At 64.5% G+C, this 20,236-nt stretch carries 18 protein-coding genes; 3 read left to right on the top strand and 15 right to left on the bottom strand.

Going from position 1 to position 20,236, the window contains the following annotated elements; genetic code table 11:
• Nucleotide 1: 1 nt before the first annotated feature.
• The 6 genes from FB466_RS00910 to FB466_RS00885 are packed head-to-tail and all read right to left on the bottom strand — an operon-like array spanning nt 2 to nt 6,009.
• Nucleotides 2-1,594, bottom strand: coding sequence for an AMP-binding protein (locus FB466_RS00910; RefSeq protein ID WP_141915109.1), 1,593 nt, complete (start codon nt 1,592-1,594; stop codon nt 2-4).
• Nucleotides 1,591-2,448, bottom strand: a complete 858-nt coding sequence (locus FB466_RS00905; RefSeq protein WP_141915107.1) for an SDR family NAD(P)-dependent oxidoreductase — start codon at nt 2,446-2,448, stop codon at nt 1,591-1,593. Before FB466_RS00905 ends, FB466_RS00910 begins: the two co-directional genes overlap by 4 nt.
• A 51-nt stretch (nt 2,449-2,499) precedes the next feature.
• Nucleotides 2,500-3,054: an aromatic-ring-hydroxylating dioxygenase subunit beta gene (locus FB466_RS00900; RefSeq protein WP_141915106.1), complete on the bottom strand. Its 555-nt coding sequence runs from the start codon at nt 3,052-3,054 to the stop codon at nt 2,500-2,502.
• A gap of 5 nt (nt 3,055-3,059) precedes the next feature.
• Complete coding sequence (locus tag FB466_RS00895) at nt 3,060-4,310, bottom strand: NAD(P)/FAD-dependent oxidoreductase (RefSeq protein WP_141915104.1); 1,251 nt, start codon at nt 4,308-4,310, stop codon at nt 3,060-3,062.
• Nucleotides 4,307-4,654, bottom strand: coding sequence for a non-heme iron oxygenase ferredoxin subunit (locus tag FB466_RS00890; protein WP_141915102.1), 348 nt, complete (start codon nt 4,652-4,654; stop codon nt 4,307-4,309). The genes FB466_RS00895 and FB466_RS00890 overlap by 4 nt, the downstream gene beginning before the upstream one ends.
• The gene (locus FB466_RS00885; RefSeq protein ID WP_141915100.1) at nt 4,651-6,009 is read right to left on the bottom strand and encodes an aromatic ring-hydroxylating dioxygenase subunit alpha; all 1,359 of its coding nucleotides are present in this window, start codon (nt 6,007-6,009) and stop codon (nt 4,651-4,653) included. Before FB466_RS00885 ends, FB466_RS00890 begins: the two co-directional genes overlap by 4 nt.
• Nucleotides 6,010-6,230: 221 nt before the next feature.
• Between FB466_RS00885 and FB466_RS00880 the strand changes: the two genes are divergently transcribed.
• Nucleotides 6,231-6,653, top strand: coding sequence for a PaaI family thioesterase (locus tag FB466_RS00880; protein ID WP_141915098.1), 423 nt, complete (start codon nt 6,231-6,233; stop codon nt 6,651-6,653).
• A 93-nt stretch (nt 6,654-6,746) separates the two neighbouring features.
• Here FB466_RS00880 and FB466_RS00875 read toward each other — a convergent pair whose 3' ends face one another.
• From FB466_RS00875 to FB466_RS00865, 3 genes are all read right to left on the bottom strand, one after another.
• Entirely contained in the window at nt 6,747-8,852 is a 2,106-nt protein-coding gene (locus tag FB466_RS00875; RefSeq protein WP_141915096.1) for a heavy metal translocating P-type ATPase, read from the bottom strand.
• Between the two features lie 361 nt (nt 8,853-9,213).
• On the bottom strand, nt 9,214-9,978 hold the full coding sequence (locus FB466_RS00870) for an alpha/beta hydrolase (protein ID WP_141915094.1): 765 nt from the start codon (nt 9,976-9,978) through the stop codon (nt 9,214-9,216).
• An 83-nt stretch (nt 9,979-10,061) separates the two neighbouring features.
• A complete protein-coding gene (locus tag FB466_RS00865; protein ID WP_141915093.1) occupies nt 10,062-11,576 on the bottom strand; it encodes a hypothetical protein in 1,515 nt (504 codons plus the stop codon).
• A 217-nt stretch (nt 11,577-11,793) separates the two neighbouring features.
• On the opposite strand from FB466_RS00865, the gene exaC reads away from it, so the two are divergent.
• On the top strand, nt 11,794-13,317 hold the full coding sequence (gene exaC / locus FB466_RS00860; RefSeq protein ID WP_141915091.1) for an acetaldehyde dehydrogenase ExaC: 1,524 nt from the start codon (nt 11,794-11,796) through the stop codon (nt 13,315-13,317).
• Nucleotides 13,318-13,476: 159 nt separating this feature from the next.
• Nucleotides 13,477-13,920 (top strand): DUF779 domain-containing protein, encoded by a 444-nt coding sequence (locus FB466_RS00855; protein WP_141916730.1) that lies wholly within the window; start codon nt 13,477-13,479, stop codon nt 13,918-13,920.
• 4 nt (nt 13,921-13,924) lie between these two features.
• Here FB466_RS00855 and FB466_RS00850 read toward each other — a convergent pair whose 3' ends face one another.
• The 6 genes from FB466_RS00850 to FB466_RS00825 are packed head-to-tail and all read right to left on the bottom strand — an operon-like array spanning nt 13,925 to nt 20,217.
• A complete protein-coding gene (locus FB466_RS00850) occupies nt 13,925-15,544 on the bottom strand; it encodes a DHA2 family efflux MFS transporter permease subunit (protein WP_141915089.1) in 1,620 nt (539 codons plus the stop codon).
• Between the two features lie 37 nt (nt 15,545-15,581).
• Nucleotides 15,582-16,805, bottom strand: coding sequence for a sensor histidine kinase (locus tag FB466_RS00845; RefSeq protein WP_141915087.1), 1,224 nt, complete (start codon nt 16,803-16,805; stop codon nt 15,582-15,584).
• A gap of 10 nt (nt 16,806-16,815) precedes the next feature.
• On the bottom strand, nt 16,816-17,487 hold the full coding sequence (locus tag FB466_RS00840) for a response regulator transcription factor (protein WP_211344726.1): 672 nt from the start codon (nt 17,485-17,487) through the stop codon (nt 16,816-16,818).
• A gap of 41 nt (nt 17,488-17,528) precedes the next feature.
• Entirely contained in the window at nt 17,529-18,275 is a 747-nt protein-coding gene (locus FB466_RS00835; protein ID WP_246054482.1) for an FAD:protein FMN transferase, read from the bottom strand.
• A 2-nt stretch (nt 18,276-18,277) separates the two neighbouring features.
• Complete coding sequence (locus FB466_RS00830; protein WP_246054481.1) at nt 18,278-18,808, bottom strand: FMN-binding protein; 531 nt, start codon at nt 18,806-18,808, stop codon at nt 18,278-18,280.
• Nucleotides 18,805-20,217 (bottom strand): ferredoxin reductase family protein, encoded by a 1,413-nt coding sequence (locus FB466_RS00825; RefSeq protein WP_170205965.1) that lies wholly within the window; start codon nt 20,215-20,217, stop codon nt 18,805-18,807. Before FB466_RS00825 ends, FB466_RS00830 begins: the two co-directional genes overlap by 4 nt.
• Between the last annotated feature and the right edge of the window lie 19 nt (nt 20,218-20,236).

Here is a 20,236-nt window from a genome sequence, read left to right as displayed (position 1 = left end):
TCTACCGTCCTGTCAGAATACTGGTGGCAACGAGCTCACGGATCGTGGGCTTGTCGAGTTTGCCAGCCCCGTTGCGGGGGATGCTTTCGAGCCGTAGCATCTTGGTCGGCAGCTTATACCGGGCCAACTCGTCCGCGGCAAAGTCACGCAGATCGTCCAGCGTGATCGTGTGCTCCTCGGGGGCCGAGATGACGGCGACGACGGCCTCGCCCCAGCGCGGATCGGGACATCCCACCACGGCAATGTCGGTGAGCTGCGGATGCCCAGTCAAGACCCGTTCAACCTCCGCCGGATACACGTTCTCGCCGCCCGTGATCACCATGTCTTTGAGCCGGTCGATGATGAAGAGATAACCGTCGGTGTCGAAGTAGCCAATATCGCCGCTCCGGAACCACCCTCCCTCCACAAAAGCTTTTTCTGAGGCTTCAGGGTTATTCCAGTAGCAACCGGCCACGTTAGGGCCACGCACCCACAACTCACCACTGTCACCCGGTTCGGTGATGACCCGGAGGGTGTCGGGGTCAACGACCTGTACCTCGGTGTGTGGCATGGGGATGCCTGCCGAGCCCAGCTTGAGCAGCGTCATCTCGGTCTCAAGATAGGTCGCAAAGGGGGAGGTCTCGGTCAGCCCCCACGCCTGCTGCAGGTAGACACCCTTATCGGCGTAGGCGGTGATGAGCGAGGGTGGCACGGGGGCACCCGCCGCGATGGTGGAGCGCAGGGCTGTCAGGTTGGCCTCGGCAAAGCCGGGCTCTCGCTGTACGGCCGCGAGCATCGCGGGCACCACAAAGAAGCCGTTGACACCGTAGCGCACCAGGTCATCGACGGTCTGGGATGGTTCGAAGGTGCGTCGGATAATCGACGTGGCTCCCCGGGTGAGCGCCCGTAGCGTGAAGGTGTTGAGGCTTCCGATGTGGTACAGCGGGGCAATTGCGAGGTAGACATCCGTCGTGCGGGTGTCTACAACGCTGTCCACGTTGAGGGAGTTCCACCACAGGTTTCCGTGGGTTAACACCACGCCCTTTGCCCGGCCGGTGGTGCCGGAGGTGTAGAGCAGAGTTGAGATATCTTCTTCGTGGAGTGCCACCGGTACGGGTGTCTCCTCGGTCGCCACAGCGATGAACTCGCTGAGGGGGTGCCAGGGCGCATCCCCCAGGTGGGCCGCGGCGAGGGCTGCCGAGAGTGAGGGATCCGTATCCACAACGAGTGCGGTGAGGGGTGGTAACTGATCGAATGAAGGGATCAGCTGTGCGGCATGTTCCGGCTCGGAGATCAACACGGTGGGGGTGGAATCGTGGCACATATCCACCACCTCGGCCGAGGAGAGACGGTAGTTGATGGGCACAAATGCTGCGCCGATCCAGGCGCAGGCGAGGTAGGTGATGACAAAGGTGGAGCTGTTCAGCCCGTGGAAGATGACGCGATCACCGCGGGAGACTCCGCCGTGTGCGAGGGCCGCCGCGAGGCGACCCACCTCGGTGTGGAGCCGACGAAAGCTGAAGGTTTCACCCTCGTAGAGCAGGGCAACCTTATCGCCGCGGTAACGGGCATGCTGGCTGAAGCGGGGGATGGGGCTGATATCGACGGGACTCACAGGTCATCACCTCCCGCCGCGGTCTGGAATCCGCGGGCAGCGATACCCCCATCGGCGTTCACAATTGACCCCGTGATCGTGGAACTGTTGCGCCGCGAGGCGAGTAGGACGTAAGGGCCGGTGTAGTCCTCAGGCTCGACGCTCACATCGTGTAGGGGGAGGAGTGGGTTATTTCCCGAGGTGTCGTTACGATCAAACGAGTCGGCGATTGATCGGTCGGCCAGACCCGTGGCAGACGGACCCCGTAGGTTTGTGCGCATTCCGCCCACAGCCACGCCATTCACACGAACCTTGGGGGCCAACTCGTAGGCGAGTTGGAGCAGTAATCCGCGGTCCGCATGTTTGCTCGCGGTGTAAACGGGACCGCCGCCAGCCGGGTAGAACGAGGCGTTAGAGAGCGTCATGACGACGCATCCCCGAGACTCCACCAGCTCGCGCCAGGCGGCCTCAACCGTGAGTAGGTATCCCTTAACGTTGATGGCAAACACCTCGTCAAAGGAGTCCGAAAGTTGCTGACCCGTGAGCCGGGTAATCGAGCGGTTATAGTCCCAGATACCCGCGTTGGGCACCAGAATATCGAGCCGTCCGAAACGGGTGATTGTCTCGGCAACAGCGCGATGCATATCGTCGGTGGAGGTGACGTCGGCCGCAATGGGGAGGATGCGGTCTGCCGCCTCGCCAGCAGCCGCGACGGTGTCGGCGAGTTTATCGAGGTCGCGGCCAACGATGGCGACCGATGCGCCCTCGGCGAGGAAGCGCAGGGCGAGGGCCCGACCGATGCCGGACCCTCCCCCCGTGATGAGCGCAACGTCGCCAGGAAGCCAGCCTGTGCCCTGGGTGAGGGGTGAGTTCACAAGTCCTCCTTGACTGTGGCCACGGGTGTGGCAAATATGGTGCGGGTGATCCTAGAAGAAAGTAGCGACGTTCTTGGCGAGAAGAACGTTCTGTTCAAAGAGCAGAGTACGCCGGGCCACTTCAAAGCCTTCCGGCCCGCCCGCGCGGATCACGTCGGTGCGCCCACCCGCATAAATGTCCACCTCGGTGAGAAGGCGATTACGGTAGACGATAAACGCCGAGCGTACGAGGTACTCACCCTCGCCCGTGACTCGGACCGTGACGTTGGAGATCAGGTGCCGGGTGCGTGAGGGCGGGTCCTCGGACCAGGCCATCCCGGTATCGAATCTGCGAATGCGCCAGGCAAGACTCTCCTTGGTCTCGTCATAGAAGGCTGCCTCACCCGGCTGGGCGATGGAGAGGGCCTGCTGGCGGCGGAGGCGGTTGGTGCGGGTGGGGGCCCAGTAGTGCAGGTCCTCGGCGAGAAGGTCTAGCCAGTCGGTGAAGCGACCGTCATCGAGCAACTCGGCCTCACGAAAGTAAAACTGCGAGATCCGGAAGTGGGTGTCGGCATCGGCGAGCGGGGCCTCCAGTACGTCGGCGGCTGCCGGGGCGGTGCTGGTCATGGCGGTTATCCTTTCGAGGCGGTGGAGCGGAGGAGTGAACGGAGGTTGTGCTCCGGGTTACTGAGGTCTTCGGCAGTGACCGATATCCGGCCGTCAATCATGCGGCGAGCTGCCCGGATGGCATTGCTGTCGTCGATTGAGACAGCCCCCACGACACGATCACCGTCGAGCCGGAACACCGTCGCCGGTCCGTCGCCCAGTGTGCCGCGCAGGACGGTGGTGCCCGAGGGGCTCATATCACCGACGCCCTCCACATGGATGCCGTGGCGATCAGTCCAGAACCAGCTGGAAATCTCTGTGACGGGTTCGCGGCCGAGCACCCCGGCTGCCGCTGCCCTGCCGGTTCCCTCGGCAGCGTCCCAGTGCTCTGCGCGGCGCGAAAGTACCCCGTCGGGTCCGCGACGGCGGGAGGAGTCTCCCGCGGCAAAGACTCGAGGGTGCGAGGTGCGCTGGGAATAGTCAACAATCACGCCGTTGTCGATGTCTAGCCCGGCGGCTTCGGCCAGGGCGGTGTCGGCGGTGATGCCGATACCCGCCAAGACCAGGTCGGCTTCGATGGTGTCCCCCGTGGCGAGCGTGGCCACGAGGGGGCTGGTCTGCGATTCCTGTGCGATACCGGTGACCGAACCGTGAATGGTGGTGATGCCCCGTTCCGGGTGCTGCGCGTGCAGGAAGGCGGCGACCTCCGGTCCGACGGCGGGCAGGAGCGGGACGCTCATCGGATCGACGAGGGTCACGCTTGCTCCGAGATGAAGCGCCGTGGAGGCCGTCTCGGCTCCGATCAGGCCGGCTCCGATCACCAGCAGACGTGTGCCCGGGGTCAGTGCGGCGCGCAGCCGGTCTGCGTCCTCTGCCGAGCGCAGGACGTGCACGGCGGGCAGGTCTCCACCCGGTACCGGCAACGGGCGGGGTGTTCCGCCCGTTGCCAGAATGATGGCGTCAGCGTGCAGGACGCTGGCGTCGCTCAGGAGAACCTGGCCCGCATCCGGTTCGATGCGCTCGACCCTGGTAGTGGTAACGAGGGTCACGTTCTGGTCGGCAAACCATTTCGCCGGGGCCAGGTGGATGTCAGGCATCGTTTTGGTACCCAGTAGATAGTCTTTGCTGAGCGGCGGCCGGTCGTAGGGGGCGGCACCGGCATCCACGATCGTGAGATCACCGTCGTAGCCCAGTCGTCGCAACTCGCGTGCGGCCGAAATACCCGCGACGCCGCCGCCGACGATCACCACACTCTGCGGACTATCGTTCGTGGTCATTCGGTCTCCTCGCTGGGGGTCTCGCCCGGGTAGAGGATGATGTCCTCGCCCTGCACCTCCACGCGGTGCGCGACCGTGCTCTCGTTGGCGGGCATGGACAGCACCTCTCCCGTCCTCAGGCAGAACTTGCCGACGTGGAGGGGGCACTCGACCGCGCCATCCTCTACCCAGCCGTCAGCGAGCGACGCTTTCTCGTGGGTGCAGGTGTCGTTGAGCGCGTAGTAGCGGCCAGCGGCGCTGAAGAGGGCGATATCGTCCTCTGTGCCGGTTGCGGCCTTGTCGATGCGGATGCCTTCCCCATCATCGACGTCACCAACTTCGGCTATTTTAATTCCCGTGGTCATTCCGTCTCCTCGTGCCAGGCAGGGGTGTTCATCAGATCTGCCCAGCGGGCGTAGAAGGAGCGGCCAGCAGCATCGCTGTACAGCTCGCTTGTGGTGCCGGGGTAAACTCCGTCGTGACGCTCACTTCCGAGCCCCATCTGGTAGTTCAGGGGCGTGTTGTTGGTGATGAAGCCGTGCGAGATAGCCTGCACCTCGCTCCAGTTCTCACCGTCGTCAGACTCGAAAATACCGCTCGGTCCAAATGTGCGCAGGTTGTAGAGACGCTGAGCCTCTTTGACCTCGGGCGGCATTGACTTGTCGAGCAGCGTCCAGGCCCAGACCTCCATCTCGTCCGGTCCCTTCGGGTGCCAGATACGGATGCTGCCGTTCACGGGCAGGTAGGAGAAGTTGGGGAACACCGTTGCGTGGCCCGTTGTCATGGGACCCTCGACCCGGGCCGCACCCAGGCGATCACGGAGGGCGTCATAGTCGTAGTGCTCGTGCACGGCCTGAGCATCGAAACGACTCTTGGGGTGGGTGGGGAAGCCAGCACCGTGACCCTGGGGGTCAACGTATTGGCGACCGGGGGTGTTCGCAATTCCGGATACGGGACCCTTGCCGGTGGGCGAGAGAACCATGAGCGCCGACGCGTGCGACATGTTGACGTGGTACCAGTCGGTGGCAAACTGCTCGGCAGCGAGTTTCCAGTTGCCCTTGAGGACCCACTTCATCACGCCACCCACCACCTCGGTGCCCTCCGGGTCGCGGTTGAGCATGGCATCCATGTACCAGGCCATATCGCCGAGTGCCTCGGGCAGGGGTGGTGCCTTCGGATTCCACGTGGCAAAGATGAGCCCGCGGTAGGTGTCGAGCTGGGCAACGGGGACGAGTCCCCAGGCCTCGCGATCGAACTTCTCGTTGTACCCAGCCTCGTTCGGCACGTTCTGAAGCTTGCCCTGCAGGTCAAATGCCCAGCCGTGGTAGGTGCAGCTGAAGGCCTTCGTGTTGCCGGCATCCGCCCGGCAGACGCGCGCCCCCCGGTGTCGGCAGGAGTTCAGGAAGGCCTGGATTTTTTTGTCCTGGTCCATCGAAACGATCACGGGGTCTTCCCCCATGTACGTCGTGAAGAAGTCGCCCTTCTTGGTGAGTTGGCTGACGTGCCCGAGGAAGAGCCAACTGGGGGCGAATACCCGCCGTAACTCCTGCTCGTAAATTTCTCGGTTGGTGAAGATTGCTCGATCGACGACCCCGTTTGTCGTGTCAATGAGGGAGGAGACATCGACGGTGGGCGTAAGCGCAGCCGGTCGGTGGAGGTCTCCTCGCTCGGTGTGTGTCTGGGGGTTCGCCGACGGGGGGGTCAGATTGATGGCCGTCATCCGTGTACTCCTTTGTCGGTGATGTGCGGTCTAGTTAACGGCAAGGATGTGCTCCGTGTCACGGCCTGTTCCGTGCAGTGGAACGTGAATCCCCTCGGGGGTACCTCGGGGATGCTGCTGTGCCGAACCGTGGCACGCGCACGCACCGGGTGGCCGACGTTGGTCTAGCGTGGGCGAGTATGTGTCCCGTGGCCAGTGTTCGCGGGGAAAGGGCAAATGATATGAGCGAGCAGACTTTCGACCAGATCTGGACCGACTTCTACGACGAGGTGGGCATTGATATGGCCGCAACCCTCAGCCTGGAGCCGGTGTCCGGGAGTCCCGAGGCCGTGAGCGTGCGGATGCCACTGACCGAGGCCAACCGGCAGCCGGCCGGGATGTTCTCCGCCCCCGCCCTCTTCGGCCTCGCCGATATCACGGGCACCTTCCTGGCTCGCTATCACGTGCCGGAGGGTGTGTTTCCCTTCGCCATCCAGGCCAACATCAACCTGCTGAGTAACACGGGTGCGGGGTATGCAACAGCGACCGCCACGCTCGTGCGTGCCGGTCGCTCCGTGGTGGTCACCCAGACCGAGGTGCGGGATGATCAGGGCAAGTTGCTCACGACCGTCAGCGCCACGTATCTGCCGAAAAAGGTCGGTTAGTTTCTCTGTGCCCTCTGGTCTCTGTGCCCTCTGGTCTCTGTGCCCTCTGGTCACTCAGCGGGCCGTAGCTGTTTTTCTGGATGCGGACGGTGACTAAGGCGTCGGTGCTATGCCACGCTTCAGCGCTGCGCGGGTGCTGGAGTCGGGGGTAAGGTCCAAGCGGCGCAGCAGTTGCGCGTTCAATGCGACGACGAGGGTAGACCCGGACATGAGTATCGCCCCGACCGACATCGGGAGCGTGAATCCGACCGGTGCGAGCACCCCCGCAGCCAGTGGGACGGACAGCAGGTTGTAGCCGGCGGCCCACCAGAGATTCTGTTTCATCTTCCGAAAGCTTGCCCGGGACAATTCGATCACAGATATCACTGAGCGCGGGTCGTCGGATGCGAGGATCACCCCGGCGGATGCGATTGCGACGTCAGTGCCTGCACCGATCGCGATGCCCACCTGCGCCTGGGCGAGGGCTGGGGCATCATTCACGCCGTCACCGATCATCGCGACGCGACGTCCCTCCTGCTGTAACTCTGCAACCTTCGCGGCCTTATCTTCCGGCTTTACGCCCGCAAACACCAGATCAATGCCGAGTTTTTGACCAACTGTGTGGGCGACGGCCTCAGCGTCTCCGGTGACCATGACAACCTGTATACCAATCGCCTGCAATGCCTGCACCGCCTGCCGCGACTCTTCTCGCACCTCGTCGGCTAACCCAAGAGCGCCGACGACGTGACCGTCTCGAACGACGTGCAGGATAATCATCCCTTCGCCTTCCCACGCGTGGGTCTGTTCCAGCGGGTTCGCATTATGAGCACGAAGCATGCGTGGCCCTCCGACGCTGACCGTGTGTCCGTCAACCATTGCCGTGACCCCGACCGCTGTGGATGCACGAAATGCGGAGGCAATCGGTACCCGGATACCGCGCATTTTTGCTGCGGTCGTGATCGCGTGTGCCAGTGGGTGCTCACTGTCGGCCTCGACCGCAGCCGCAATCGCCAGTAGTTGGTTCTCTGGAATCCCGTTGATCGTCTGCACCGCAGACAGGGTGGGTGTGCCCGTGGTGAGGGTGCCCGTCTTGTCAAAAAGAATTGTGTCCACGGTGCGCATACTCTCTAGCGAGAGGCGGTCCTTGATGAGCACCCCGCCCTTGGCAGCACGTTCCGTTGCAATCGACACGACCAACGGGATTGCGAGACCCAGCGCGTGTGGACATGCGATCACCAGGACCGTTATGCTGCGGACCACCGCATTATCCGCTTGACCCAGTATCATCCACACGATTGCGGTGATTCCGCCCGCGGTCAGTGCGAACCAGAACAACCACCCCGCTGCGGTGTCTGCGATTCGCTGCGCTCGAGAAGATGAGTTTTGTGCCTCGGCAACCAGTCGTTGGATACCCGCAAGTGCGGTGTCATCGCCTACCGCAGTCACCGTGACCCGAATGGCTGTGTCGGTCGCGACGGTACCCGCGACGACCAGAGAACCAGGACCTCGACGGACCGGACGGGACTCGCCGGTAATCATCGACTCGTCCATATCCGCGGTGCCCTCGGTCACCCGGCCATCGGCTGGTACCCGCCCGCCGGGGCGGATAAAGACGAGATCGCCGGGCATGAGATCCACGGGGGATACCTTTTCGATCTCTTCGCCACGGATGCGCTCCGCCTCATCCGGTAGTAGCGCCGCGAGGGAGTCCAAAGCTGTTGAGGTTTGGGCGAGGGAGCGCATCTCGATCCAGTGCCCGAGCAACATGATCACGATCAGTAAAGCGAGTTCCCACCAGAAATTCAGTTCCCGGTCGAGTAGGCCGATGCTCGCGCCCCAGGATGCCAGGAATGCAACCGTGATCGCCAGAGCGATCAGCATCATCATTCCCGGTGTTCTGGACCGCAACTCTGATACTGCCCCCTGAAGGAACGGCCGACCGCCCCAGAGGTACATCACCGTCCCGAGCGCCGGAGAAATCCATGTCAGTGCAGGCGCGTCGGGGAGGGGATAGCCCAGGATCATCGCGAACATGTCATTGAACACCACCACCGGCACCGCGATCAACAGCATGATCCAGAACAACTTCCGGAACTGACCGACATGATCACCGTGATTCATCTGGCTGCCCATTTCGCCGTGACCGGCATGGGGGGTGATGTCCGTGGCACCGGACCCGTGCGGGTCGTGGCCGTCTGTGTGCGTCTCGTGTTGCACCATCGTGACTCCTCATGGTCTCGGCGGACCTCACCCCGAACATATACCCCCTAGGGGTATTTGGCAATGGGGTGAGCCTGACCGCAGACCGGGTGGGGCGAGCTATACCAGGTTGGCGCTGCCCTGTGCTGGCCTGCGCTGCGCTGCGCTGGCCGAATACGGCGAGACCACGAGAGGCGCGTTTCCTCAACCCTTCGCCGGGACACCCGACCTCCAGCACCGGCTACCGTTGCGATGACCCGTTGACTACGGTCGGTGTACCCTCGCGCGGAAGAGAAGACCCAGCACGAGAAGCGTTGAGAGAGCCACCAGGGCGTACACGATGAGTGCGAGTTGTGGGGTGCCGGTCATCCTCCCTGGGCGGCTAGTCCAGGAACGAGCTGAGCTGATCCGTTACGGTGGCGCGCATGGCGGCGCGCGAGATCGTGGCGGTACCGTCGCCCGCTTGCACACCGTAGTCGCCAAAACGCGCGTGGTTGGCCCCCTCGATGGTTACCATCTGGGCGGAGGCAGGAAGCAAGCTGCGGGCATCCGCGACCTTCACCGGGGTGCTCAGACCGTCGTTGCTACCCGCGAGGCTCAACACGTCGAGACCGGAGTCGGCGAGGTCGGTTGCGCAGTAGCTGCCAAAGAGGACGAGGCCGGCGACATCCTCCGACTCGGCCATCATGCAGGCGCGCACGCCACCCAGGGAGTGGCCACCCACGTACCAGGTATCGACGCCCGAGACGGGATCGGTAAAAGCGGCGAGCGGGCGCTGGTCGAAGAACGCGAGGTTGAGGGTTGGCTTGGTGATGACAACGGTGACCCCCTCCTCCGCAACAACCCCCGAAAGGATATTCATGTAGGCGTAGGGGTCAACGCGCGCGCCCGGGATAAACACCAGACCCGTGCCGTTCGCCACGCCGCCCGTCGGGGTCAGGATGATCGAAGTGCTCGTGGATTCAACGCTCACCGCAGGGTTCTTCCAGACCTCTATCGCGGCCGCTCGATTACCGTGCATGGGGGAATTGGCCCACACCAGGAAGGCAACCGCGAGCACAAGCACAACGACGATGGCCCAGGCCACGGCGTGTAGCACGGCTTTTCCGAGCGAGGCACGGGTGCGTGATTGCGTGGATGTGGTCATGGCTGCTCCTCGGGTTGGCGGGCTGCTCCCATGTTACGGGTCGAGGCCCCGGACCGGGGTGCCCGGTAAGCATGGGCCATCGGTTAACGCAGGGTGACGATAACTTTTCCGTCCACGATTGTCACTCGGGGGTTGGGGGCATCGAAAGCAGCCATGAGTGTCTCGGTCACGGTACCGTCTGACACGGTGGCCGTGATGTTCCCGTTGGTGAGGGTGGCATCGCCGAAGGCGGTGTCCGGGAGAGTGAGCGTGGGATACTCCGTGATTGTCACCGTGGTCGTCACCGTGGTTGGCGCGTTTAACATCCCCGACTCGGGGTAGCCAAAGTGGAGTCCACACAGCGAAAACTCGTAGAAATCTTTCGATAGGGCGCACTCGTCGATCTGGGCGTTGATCTGTTTCTGGGCCTCCGCCACAAATGCGGGGGAGGGGGTGAGCTGGGTATCCGTGATCCTCAACCCCGAGCTGCCGAGGGCAACAGTCGAGTCACCGGATACCGTGAAGAAGCTATTGGGGGTCTTCAGCGTGTACACGCCGAGATACAGGAACGCGTTGGCCGAGGAGGTCGCTGCCGTGTCGAAGTTTTCCCCCGCATCGCTGCTGTCACCGGGGAGTGCAAACCGGGCACCGTACAGGTCGGCCGAGAGATCAGAATCCGAGACCAGCCCCTCGGTGACCACCCACTCACCCGCACTGTTTTTCTCTAGTTCAATGAAGTCCAAGGAGTCCTCACCGTCCAGAGTATATCCCACCTGGTAAAGGGCCGAGTTCTCGGCGGAGTCTAAGTCGGTACCCCATCCGTCTTCACCTAGCTGAACCTCGGTGATGGGGCTGGCCGCGCCGAGAACCTTATCGGTGAGAAGGCGGTGTTGCGGGTCGGCTGTGGAGAGGTGTGCGAGCGCGTTTGCCTCGGTGGCGTCACCGGCCGCGACGGCCTCAATATAGTTCTGGGCGGTCTCGCGTGCGGTCGCGTGTGCGGTCTCGGCGGTCTCGCCCCCCGGCAGAAAACCCGCCCAGTTCGTGGACCCTGCTACGGAGACCAGAATGGGGAGACCTACCGCTGCTCCGATAATGAGCCAGCCCAAACCCCTTCCCGGGGTGCGACTCGTGGGGCGCGAGTTGGCGGTGGCCGTCGCTGTGGTGGCTGAGGTGTAGCCGGTAACGGGTGATGCTACGGAACCACTGCGTGCGCCTTGAAGCTGGGAATCGTTGCGGTCATGGGTGACGGTCCGCGGTGTCATCGGGTCGAAAACTACGCTGATCTGACGACCCGTTTCCACCGCCCCGAGCTGATCGGCAGCGACTGACGTTCGTATCCACGCCGTGTACGGGGTGCCCAGGCGGTCGGAGAACCGCACCTTCAGCTCGACGGTGACCGGTGGGAGCCCGCTCGGGGCCGGGAGCGGTCCGGTCAGCCGGGGGGCCCCGGAGAGAATCTCGGCCTCGGTGCGGGTTCCGGTCAGTCGCAGGCGCTCCCAGAGCTGGTCATCCGCGCCTGCTGACGAGCGGCGGGTGCGGATGATCTGTCGGAGGATCAGTGCACCGAGGAGGACGAGGAAAACAACGATGCCGCTGCTGGCGATAGCGAGGGGGGTCATTGTGGGTTTTCCTCCGGGGGTTGGGAACAGCGCTAACGTGGTATTTCCCGGTGGCCCGGCGTCTTCGCGTGACGCGTGGGACCTATCCGCACCACACTATCGGAGTTTCTGAGAGGTCCTCGCCCCTCGGTGCAACCAGGATGCAACCCCGTGGGGGCTACGGTGAGCAGACTCCCACACGGGAAGACTATGACAACGTCGTCAAAGGAGACACCCCATGACCGTTTATTCGGCCCCCGGCACGCCCGGATCGTTCATCACGTTCAAACCCCGCTACGAGCATTGGATCGGGGGTGAGTGGGTGGCCCCCGTGAAGGGCCAGTACTTCGAGGACATCTCCCCCGTCAACGGCAAGCCGTTCACCGAGGTCGCCCGCGGCACCGCCGAGGATATCGACGCGGCGCTCGATGCCGCGCACCGCGCCGCGCCCGCCTGGGGGAAGACCACCGCAACCGAGCGCGCCGCCGTGCTACACAAGATCGCCGACCGCATCGAGGCCAACCTGGAGTTGCTCGCGGTCGCCGAGACCTGGGACAATGGAAAATCTATCCGTGAACCGCTCAACGCCGACCTGCCCCTCGCCGCCGACCACTTCCGCTACTTCGCGAGCCTCATCCGCGCGCAGGAGGGCGAGTTTACCCAGATCGACAACAACACGGTCGCGTACCACTTCGCCGAGCCGCTCGGCGTGGTGGGGCAAATTATCCCCTGGAATTTCCCCATCCTGATGGCCGTGTGGAAGCTGGCCCCGGCGCTCGCCGGGGGCAATGCGGTCGTGCTGAAGCCCGCGGAGCAGACTCCCGTGAGCATCCTGGTGCTGATCGAGCTGCTCGCGGATATCCTGCCACCCGGTGTGGTCAATATTGTGAACGGGTTTGGGGTGGAGGCGGGTAAGCCGCTCGCGTCGAGCCCGCGCATCCGCAAGATTGCGTTTACGGGGGAGACGACCACGGGGCGGTTGATCTTGCAGTATGCGAGTGCCAATATCATCCCGAGCACCGTGGAGCTGGGCGGCAAAAGCCCCAATATTGTGTTCGAGTCGGTGGCCGACAAACGGGACGCCTTCTACGACAAAGCGCAGGAGGGGTTTACCCTCTTTGCGTTCAACCAGGGAGAGGTGTGCACCTGCCCGTCGCGCTCGCTGATTCAGAAGTCGATCTACGATGACTTCCTCAGCGACGCAATTGAACGCACCCAGAAGGCGGTGCAGGGCAACCCGCTCGATACCGACACTCAGGTGGGTGCACAGGCGTCCAACGACCAACTGGAGAAGATCCTCAGCTACATTGACATTGGAAAGCAGGAGGGAGCAAAGCTCGTGCTGGGCGGTAACCGGGTTGACCTGGGCGGCGACCTGAGCGGCGGGTACTATGTGGCCCCCACGATCTTTGAGGGCCAGAACAGGATGCGCATCTTCCAGGAGGAAATCTTTGGTCCGGTGGTCGCCGTCACGAGTTTCACCGACTATGACGACGCGATTGCCCTCGCCAACGACACCCTCTACGGGCTGGGAGCCGGGGTGTGGTCTCGCAACGGCAACGAAGCGTACCGGGCGGGGCGGGATATCCAGGCCGGCCGGGTCTGGGTGAATAACTATCACGCCTATCCGGCGGGGGCCGCATTCGGCGGATACAAGAGCTCGGGGATTGGGCGGGAGAACAACAAGCTCGCACTCGATCACTACCAACAGACCAAGAACTTGTTGGTGAGCTACAGCGAGACGGCACAGGGCTTCTTCTAGCCTCGTCCAACGTTACTCGGCTGCCGGGGCCGTGGCCGCGCGGGCGGCTCCGGCAGCCACCGGGTGGCGGTGGTGCCCAGATTCACGCGATCCGACGCCGCGGCACCGGCGTACACTGGCCACACATCCGACCGCGCCGGGAAACGAGGAAGGTCAATGATGACCAGGAAAGCTACCGAGAACGACCTGCCGATAATCGCTGAGCTGCCCGCCGTTGTGGCGAGCGTGACGATTGCGGGCGAAACCGAGCCGCGCGTTGCCCTCACCGCCTCTGCCGTTACCCTGCTCACTCAGCTGTGGGACCAGCACGGGCCGCTCATGTTTCACCAGTCGGGCGGATGCTGCGACGGCAGTTCGCCCATGTGTTATCCACTGGATGACTTCATCACCTCCGACGCCGACGTGTTGCTGGGGGAGTTGGAGATTGCCGCGGATGATGTGGCGGGGCGCAGCATTCCCTTCTACATGTCGGTCGAACAGTTTGAGTATTGGCGGCACACGTTTCTGACGGTGGACGTGGTGCCGGGGCGGGGGAGCGGGTTCTCGCTGGAGGCTCCCGAGGGAAAACGGTTTCTGATCCGGTCGCGGCTGATGGGGGTGTAGCGCACTACCCGGTTGGCGCGTCCACCGCGCCAACCGATGGTGCCGTCTCGTTCCCCTCCTCCCGTCGCCCACCCAGCGAGAGGGTTGCGAGGAAGCCGAGAGCCAGGAAACCCGCAGCCGAGAAGGCCGCAAATCGTGTCCCGTCGGAGAAGGCCGCCTTCGCGTCGTCGGCCAGCGCCGAGGTCGCCGGGTTCTGGGCGAGTCCCGGGATAGCGGAGCCGGCGCTATCGACCACGGCAGAGACGACCGTGTCGCGCTGGGCGGCGGGGACGCCCTGATTGCTCAACCGGGCATCCAGTAGCAGCGAGGTTGAGGTGAAGAGCACGGTGCCGAGGACCGCAATACCCAGAGCCGAGCCGACCTGGCGGGCCGTGCTCTGAGCCCCCGAGCCCTGCCCGCTCTGCTCAACCGGGACATCCTTCAGCACAACGCCAGTGAGTTGAGCGGTCGCCAGGCCCACCCCAAATCCGTACACAAACAGCAGCGGTGCGAGCCCCAGCCACGAGGCCGCCGGGCTGATCACCAGGCCGATACCGGCGACCCCCACGACCTCGGCGAGCAGGCCAACCCGGACGATCATCACGGGCGCAATCTTGTTGCCAAATGCCCCCGCAAAACCGCTCGCCACGAAGGACCCGATGGCCAGGGAGAGCAGCACAAATCCCGTCTGGAGTGCGTCGTAGCCGAGGACGTTTTGCAGCCACAGGGGCAGCGAGAGAATGATGCCAAACTCGCCCAGACTCACGATCATGGCCGCGACGTTCCCGTTGCGGAACGAGGGGATTGAGAACAGCGCGAACGGCAGCAGCGTGGATCGGCCCGCGCGCATCCGGGCCCGACCCCACAGCACAAACGCCACGCCGCCCAGCACACTCACGACACCCAGGAGGGGGATGGGCGAGAGCTCCAGCGGCCAGGTCCAACCGCCCAGCGTGACGGTGCCGTTGGTGAGCCACCAGCCCATCGTGCGGCCCTCGATGAGGGCAAAAACAAGGCTAGCGCTCGTCACCACCGAGAGGATCGCCCCCACCACGTCGATGCGACTGACCGTGCCGGTCTCGCGCGACTCGGTCACGAAGAGCAGTACTCCCAGCATGATGATGATGCCGAGTGGGATGTTGATACCAAACGCCCAGCGCCAGGAGAAGGAGGTGGTCAGCCATCCCCCGAGCAGCGGCCCGAGGGCCGTCATTCCACCAATGGTGGAGCCCCAGATCGCAAACGCGAGTGCCCGCTCCTTACCCCGGAACGTGGCGTTGATGAGTGAGAGCGTGGTGGGCAGCACCATCGCGCCACCCACGCCCTGCACGACGCGTGACCCGATCAAGAGCTCGCCCGTGGAGGCGAGGGCGGCAAGCACCGAGGCCAGGGCAAACACGGTGACGCCGATCACGAGCATCCGGCGGCGGCCAAACCGGTCGGCCAATGATCCGAAAACCAGGAGTAAGGCGGCAAACACGAGGGTGTACGACTCCTGCACCCACTGCACCTGTGTGGAACTGATCCCCAGGTCGTCAACAATTGACGGGATCGCCACGTTTACGATGGTGGAATCGACGATGATCATCGCGACGGCGAGGCTAACCGCCACCAGACCGAGCCAACGTTTTTTCGCGGTGTTCATGCTGCTTCTTTCGTCCAAAAGTGTGAGTGCACCCATGCTACGCCGCTGGGAAGCTGACGCAGATTGTTGCCCCACGGTTCGGCCCGGATTGTTCGACCGAGACGGTGCCCTCAAAACGTGTGGCGATTTCCGAGACGATGGCGAGGCCAAGGCCGTAGTGCCTGCCGTGCTCCGGGCGTGTCTCACGGATGCTTGCGAAGCGTTCGAAGAGCCGCGATTCCTCGCCAGGGGGGAAACCAGGCCCATCATCCGAGACCCGGAGTACTACGGTGTTTTTCCCGGCCGACACCTCAACGATGATGAGCTTCTCTGCGTGGTCAATCGCGTTGGTGACGAGCGCCGTGACCAGTCGCAGCAGCGGCACGGGCAGCCCCCGCACCGAGTGCCGCGTACCCGTGCGGGTGGCCCGGAGTTCAACGGTGCGTTCTGCCGCGGTGCCGTGGAGCGCCGTGACGGCCTGCTCCGCGACGGCACCCAGGTCTACCGTCTCACGCGCGGAATCCTCGCGCGGGTCGGCGGCCAGGAGGAGGTCCTCCAGGATCTCGGTGAGCAGGCTGGCGTCGCGCACAATGTCATCCAGTCCGGAGGTGTCGCCCCGCTGGGTCGCGGTGCGGCGGCGCAACAATTGGGCGCGAGTGCTGATGAGGGTGAGGGGTGTCCGCAGCTCGTGGCTCGCATCAGAGATGAATCGGCGCTGAATCGCCAGCGCCTCGGTGAGGGGTCGCACCGCCCGCCTGGCCATAACGAGCGAGAGGAGCCCGGCCACGAGAGTTGCGGCGAGGCCGCCACCCACGAGCGACATCAGAAGGCGCTGCAACTCCTCCTCCGTCTCGTGGGTGTTCACGGCGACCTGCGCGATGCGCCCCTTGCTCTGTGTGGTCAACACCAGAAAGGTCTCGTGGTTCACCGAGAGCGTTCTCCAGACCTCGCCGCGGCCCGCAGCCACCGCGGCGAGCGCGTCGTCGTCGGGCAGCCCGGTTGGCAGCGTGGGGGAGGTTCCCGACCCGCCCGCTCCGCCCCCTCCGCGGTGTGGTTCCTTGCCGCCCACAAAGATGGCGTATACGCCAGCCGGGGCATCATCGGGTGCGTCAACGAGGGCGGCTGCACGCAGCGTCCGCTCGTTTTCTTCCCGGGTGCTGGCGGCCACGATTGAGTAGACGAGGACGCTGACGAAGACCAAAACGCAGAGCATCAGCCCGCTGAATTGCAGGGCGAGTCGGACGGTGGTACGGCCCGGCGTGTTGGCGACGCGTGAACTCATCGGGTCGCCCTCACGAATCAACCTGGCCCAGCGTGTACCCGATGCCGCGCACCGTTCGCACGGTGGAGCGGCCACACTTCTTGCGAATGTAGTGCACGTAGGTGTCGATCACACCCGGATCATCGGCATCCGGAAAAACCGTGCGCAGCAGGTCGGCCCGTGGAAAAACCTGGTGGGGGCGGCGGGCGAGTACCGCCAATAACTCGCTTTCCCGCTCGGAGAGCGCGACGGTGGCCCCGCTCGTCAACCGGGCGTTGCGGCTTGCCGTGTCGAGCGACCCGGTGGGGAGTGCCACGACCGGCACACTCGCCAGCGACCGGCGTTGCAGGGCGCGGAGGCGGGCCAGTAGCTCGTCGATATCGAACGGCTTTGCGAGGTAGTCCTCGGCCCCGCGGTTGAGTCCCTCCACCCGGTCGGCGGGGTTGCCCAGGGCGGAGAGGATCAGCGTGGGGGTGATAACGCCCGCCCCGCGTAGCTTGGTGAGCAGATCAAGCCCCTCGATTGCGGGTAGTCCCCGGTCGAGCAGGATAACGTCAAACTGCTGGGTGAGTCCCTCGTGGAGTCCCCGCTGCCCGTCGCGGGCGGTCACAACCGAGTAGTTTTCGGCCTCCAGGAGCTCAACCAGCATGGCGAGGAGGTGCGGGTCGTCCTCGACCACAAGGATGCGCGGCAAATCGCTCATATCCGAAGTATAGGCATCCGGCGCGGCGGGGGTCTGGCACATCATGCCGACACGAGGGTGGAGTGCCGACTCACCCGCTGTGAGGCGGTGATCTGACCCTCCCGGTCAACCGTGATGACGTCCACGTCCCGGCAATCCAGGACGTCATCGCGGAGGGTGCAGCCAGCGGACAGAATCGCGGTGGCCAGTACATCGGCCTCCTCGATGGTGGCCGCGAGCACCGTGACCTGCACGAACTCCGCGGCCGTGGATGTCCGCCAGACGTGCTCGCCCCGTTCGGCGGTTCCCGAGGTGGCGAGTGCCTGCCAGGGGGCGATCAGGGGGACGGAGCAGAGCAGGGCGGCACGGTCAGCGGGGTCAACGATGCCCGCCAGCCAGAGGCTATCAGCTGCGTTTCCGGCAACCAGAATGTCACCGCCCGCGTTGAGAATCCAGTCGTCGTACCCGCGCCCGCGCAACTCATCGCCGGCCGCGGTGATGGCCATTGCTTTGACGATGCCACTCAGGTCGATCACACCGTCGGGGCGGTGCGGGGTGAAGGCTCCCATCGTGAGTTCCCGCCACTCGATAGCCCGCGCGTAGGCCTCTCGAAACTCCGAGGTGGACGCGGTCAGGCGACGCTCGCCGCGGGCGATCCGGGAGGCCTCTGAGTCGGCTCGGTACAGGCTGAACTGCCTGTCGAGCCGGGCGAAGGCCTCCCGCACGGCGAGCACGTCGGGCTCGGCCAGTTCCGTGAGGGAGTGCAGGCTGACGGTTGTGCCCATCGTGTTAAACACCACGTCGGCCACGGCTAGAGCCCCGCCTGGTCGAGTGCCGACTGGAGTGAGGTGATGTATGCCTCGCTCGTGTAGGTGGCTCCCGAGACTGTCTGGATTGCCGCAGATTGGGCGGTGAGGGCCTCCTCTCGCAGGACGGGGGCGGCCCGGTTGCTGATCTGCACAGACTTGCCGTCCGAGTCCGTGAGTTGGAGGGCAGTGACCTCGGTGAGTTGGCCACCGGCCACCGTGATCTGCACCTGGACGTTGCCAAACCGGGTGCTCGCGCTCGCGCCGGTGTAGGTGCCGTCGGTTGCCGCTGTGGCCGGGGCGGTGGTGGTTGTATCCGGTGGTGTTGTGGGGGTATCCGTTGTGGTCGTATCGCTGGGGGCTTCCGCCGTCGCGCCGTTGCTTCCCGAGGTGCTCGGGGGTGTCGTCGCGGGGTCCGAGGCGGTGGTGGCCGCCACCACTGACGTCTGAGCGGTACCCATCGTCCCGATCTGCCAGCCCACCGCGAGGACCGCGGCGGAGGACAGAATGCTTGCATATACTGCGCGTTTTCTCACCAGTCAAACCTTTCTACGTGAATCTGTTGTGGGCGGAGCCCCGCGTGCCGGGCATCCCGCACGACCGCGTCGGTCCACGTCTGCGGCCCGCAGACGTAGAGGTCGGATTGTCGGAGGTGGGGGAAGACGGAGGTCAGGGTCACTCCCGAGGAGAGCGCCTGGGCGGACATCCAGGTGTCGAGCCCGCGGGGCCGGTGGCCCATCATCGAGTAGATCGTGGAGCCGGAGCGGTGCGCGAGGGCACCCATTTCATCCCACAGGTAGGTTTGGTTCTGGTCACTCCCGCGCAGCAGGATCGTGGCCTCACCCGGGTGCAGGGGGGAGTGCTCCAGCAGGGCGCGCACGGGGGTGATCCCAATCCCGGCCGCCATCACGGCGAGGTAGGGGGAACTGCGTACCCGGTCGGTGAAGATCCCGTAGGGGCCCTCGAAAGACACCCGCGTTCCCGGTCGCACCCCGGCGAGTGAGCGAGAACCCGCCCCCAGGTCGCGCACCGTGATGCGGAGGGTCGCCGTGTTGGGGGCAGCGGAGAAGGAGAGCGGATGTGCGTGCCACCAGGTGGCCCCCGTCCAGAATCGCCAGACCGCGTACTGACCACCCGCACCTGTGAACCGTGCCAGGTGACGACCGCTCAGAGAGATGGACACCACCCCGGGGGCAATTGTCGTGACCGCGGTGACCCGGAGGCCGTGCCGCAGGCTGGACACCGAGGGAAGCACAAAGCGGTAGATCCCGATTGCGCCGAAGGCCAACACGTACAGGGCAATCCAGTAGATCCGCTGGACGGTGCCCTCGGCGAGCACAGCCCCGGCACTCAGCTGGTGCGGCACCGCCACGAGCACGGCCGCATAGCTGAGCAGGTGGATGACGTGCCACACCTCGTAGGACAGGTGCCGCTGCACGGCGACCACGGAGGAGACCACCACGGCAAGGAGCAGCCCCAGCCCCAGGTAGGCGAGTGGTAGGTCGGGGGTGTTGAAGAGGGAGAGCGTCTCGGCGACCACGTTGCTGCCGTCCGTGAGCGCGTAGCCGACGGTCAGGAGCACAGCGTGGCCCAGGATGAGGTAGAGGGCAGGCTTGCCGAGCTGGCGGTGGAACGCTATTGCGACATCCTGGCCCACGGTCCGGTCGATGAGGGGGATGCGCGCCGCGAGGATCAACATGATGAGGATGAGGTTGGTCCCCACGAGCCCGGTCACAATGCCGAGGGCCGAGAACGCCGAGGGGATGTCGGTGACAGTTGCGGCCCCACCCGAGGAGAGATACAGGGTGACGGCCAGGGCTACGGAGGTCCAGCAGGTGATGATGAGGGCGTCCTGCGTGCGTAGTCGGCGGGGCACACTCGCCCGTGGGGGTGTCGGGATGAGTATCGGGGCGGTTGTGCGCGGTGCCCGGGTCTGGAGTTTCATCGGGTATCCCTTCTGTGAG

It is taken from the genome of Klugiella xanthotipulae (genome assembly GCF_006716695.1).
GTDB classification, from domain to species: Bacteria; Actinomycetota; Actinomycetes; order Actinomycetales; family Microbacteriaceae; genus Klugiella; species Klugiella xanthotipulae.
Note: the sequence above shows the minus strand (reverse complement) of the source record. Positions and strands in the feature narration are given on the sequence as shown.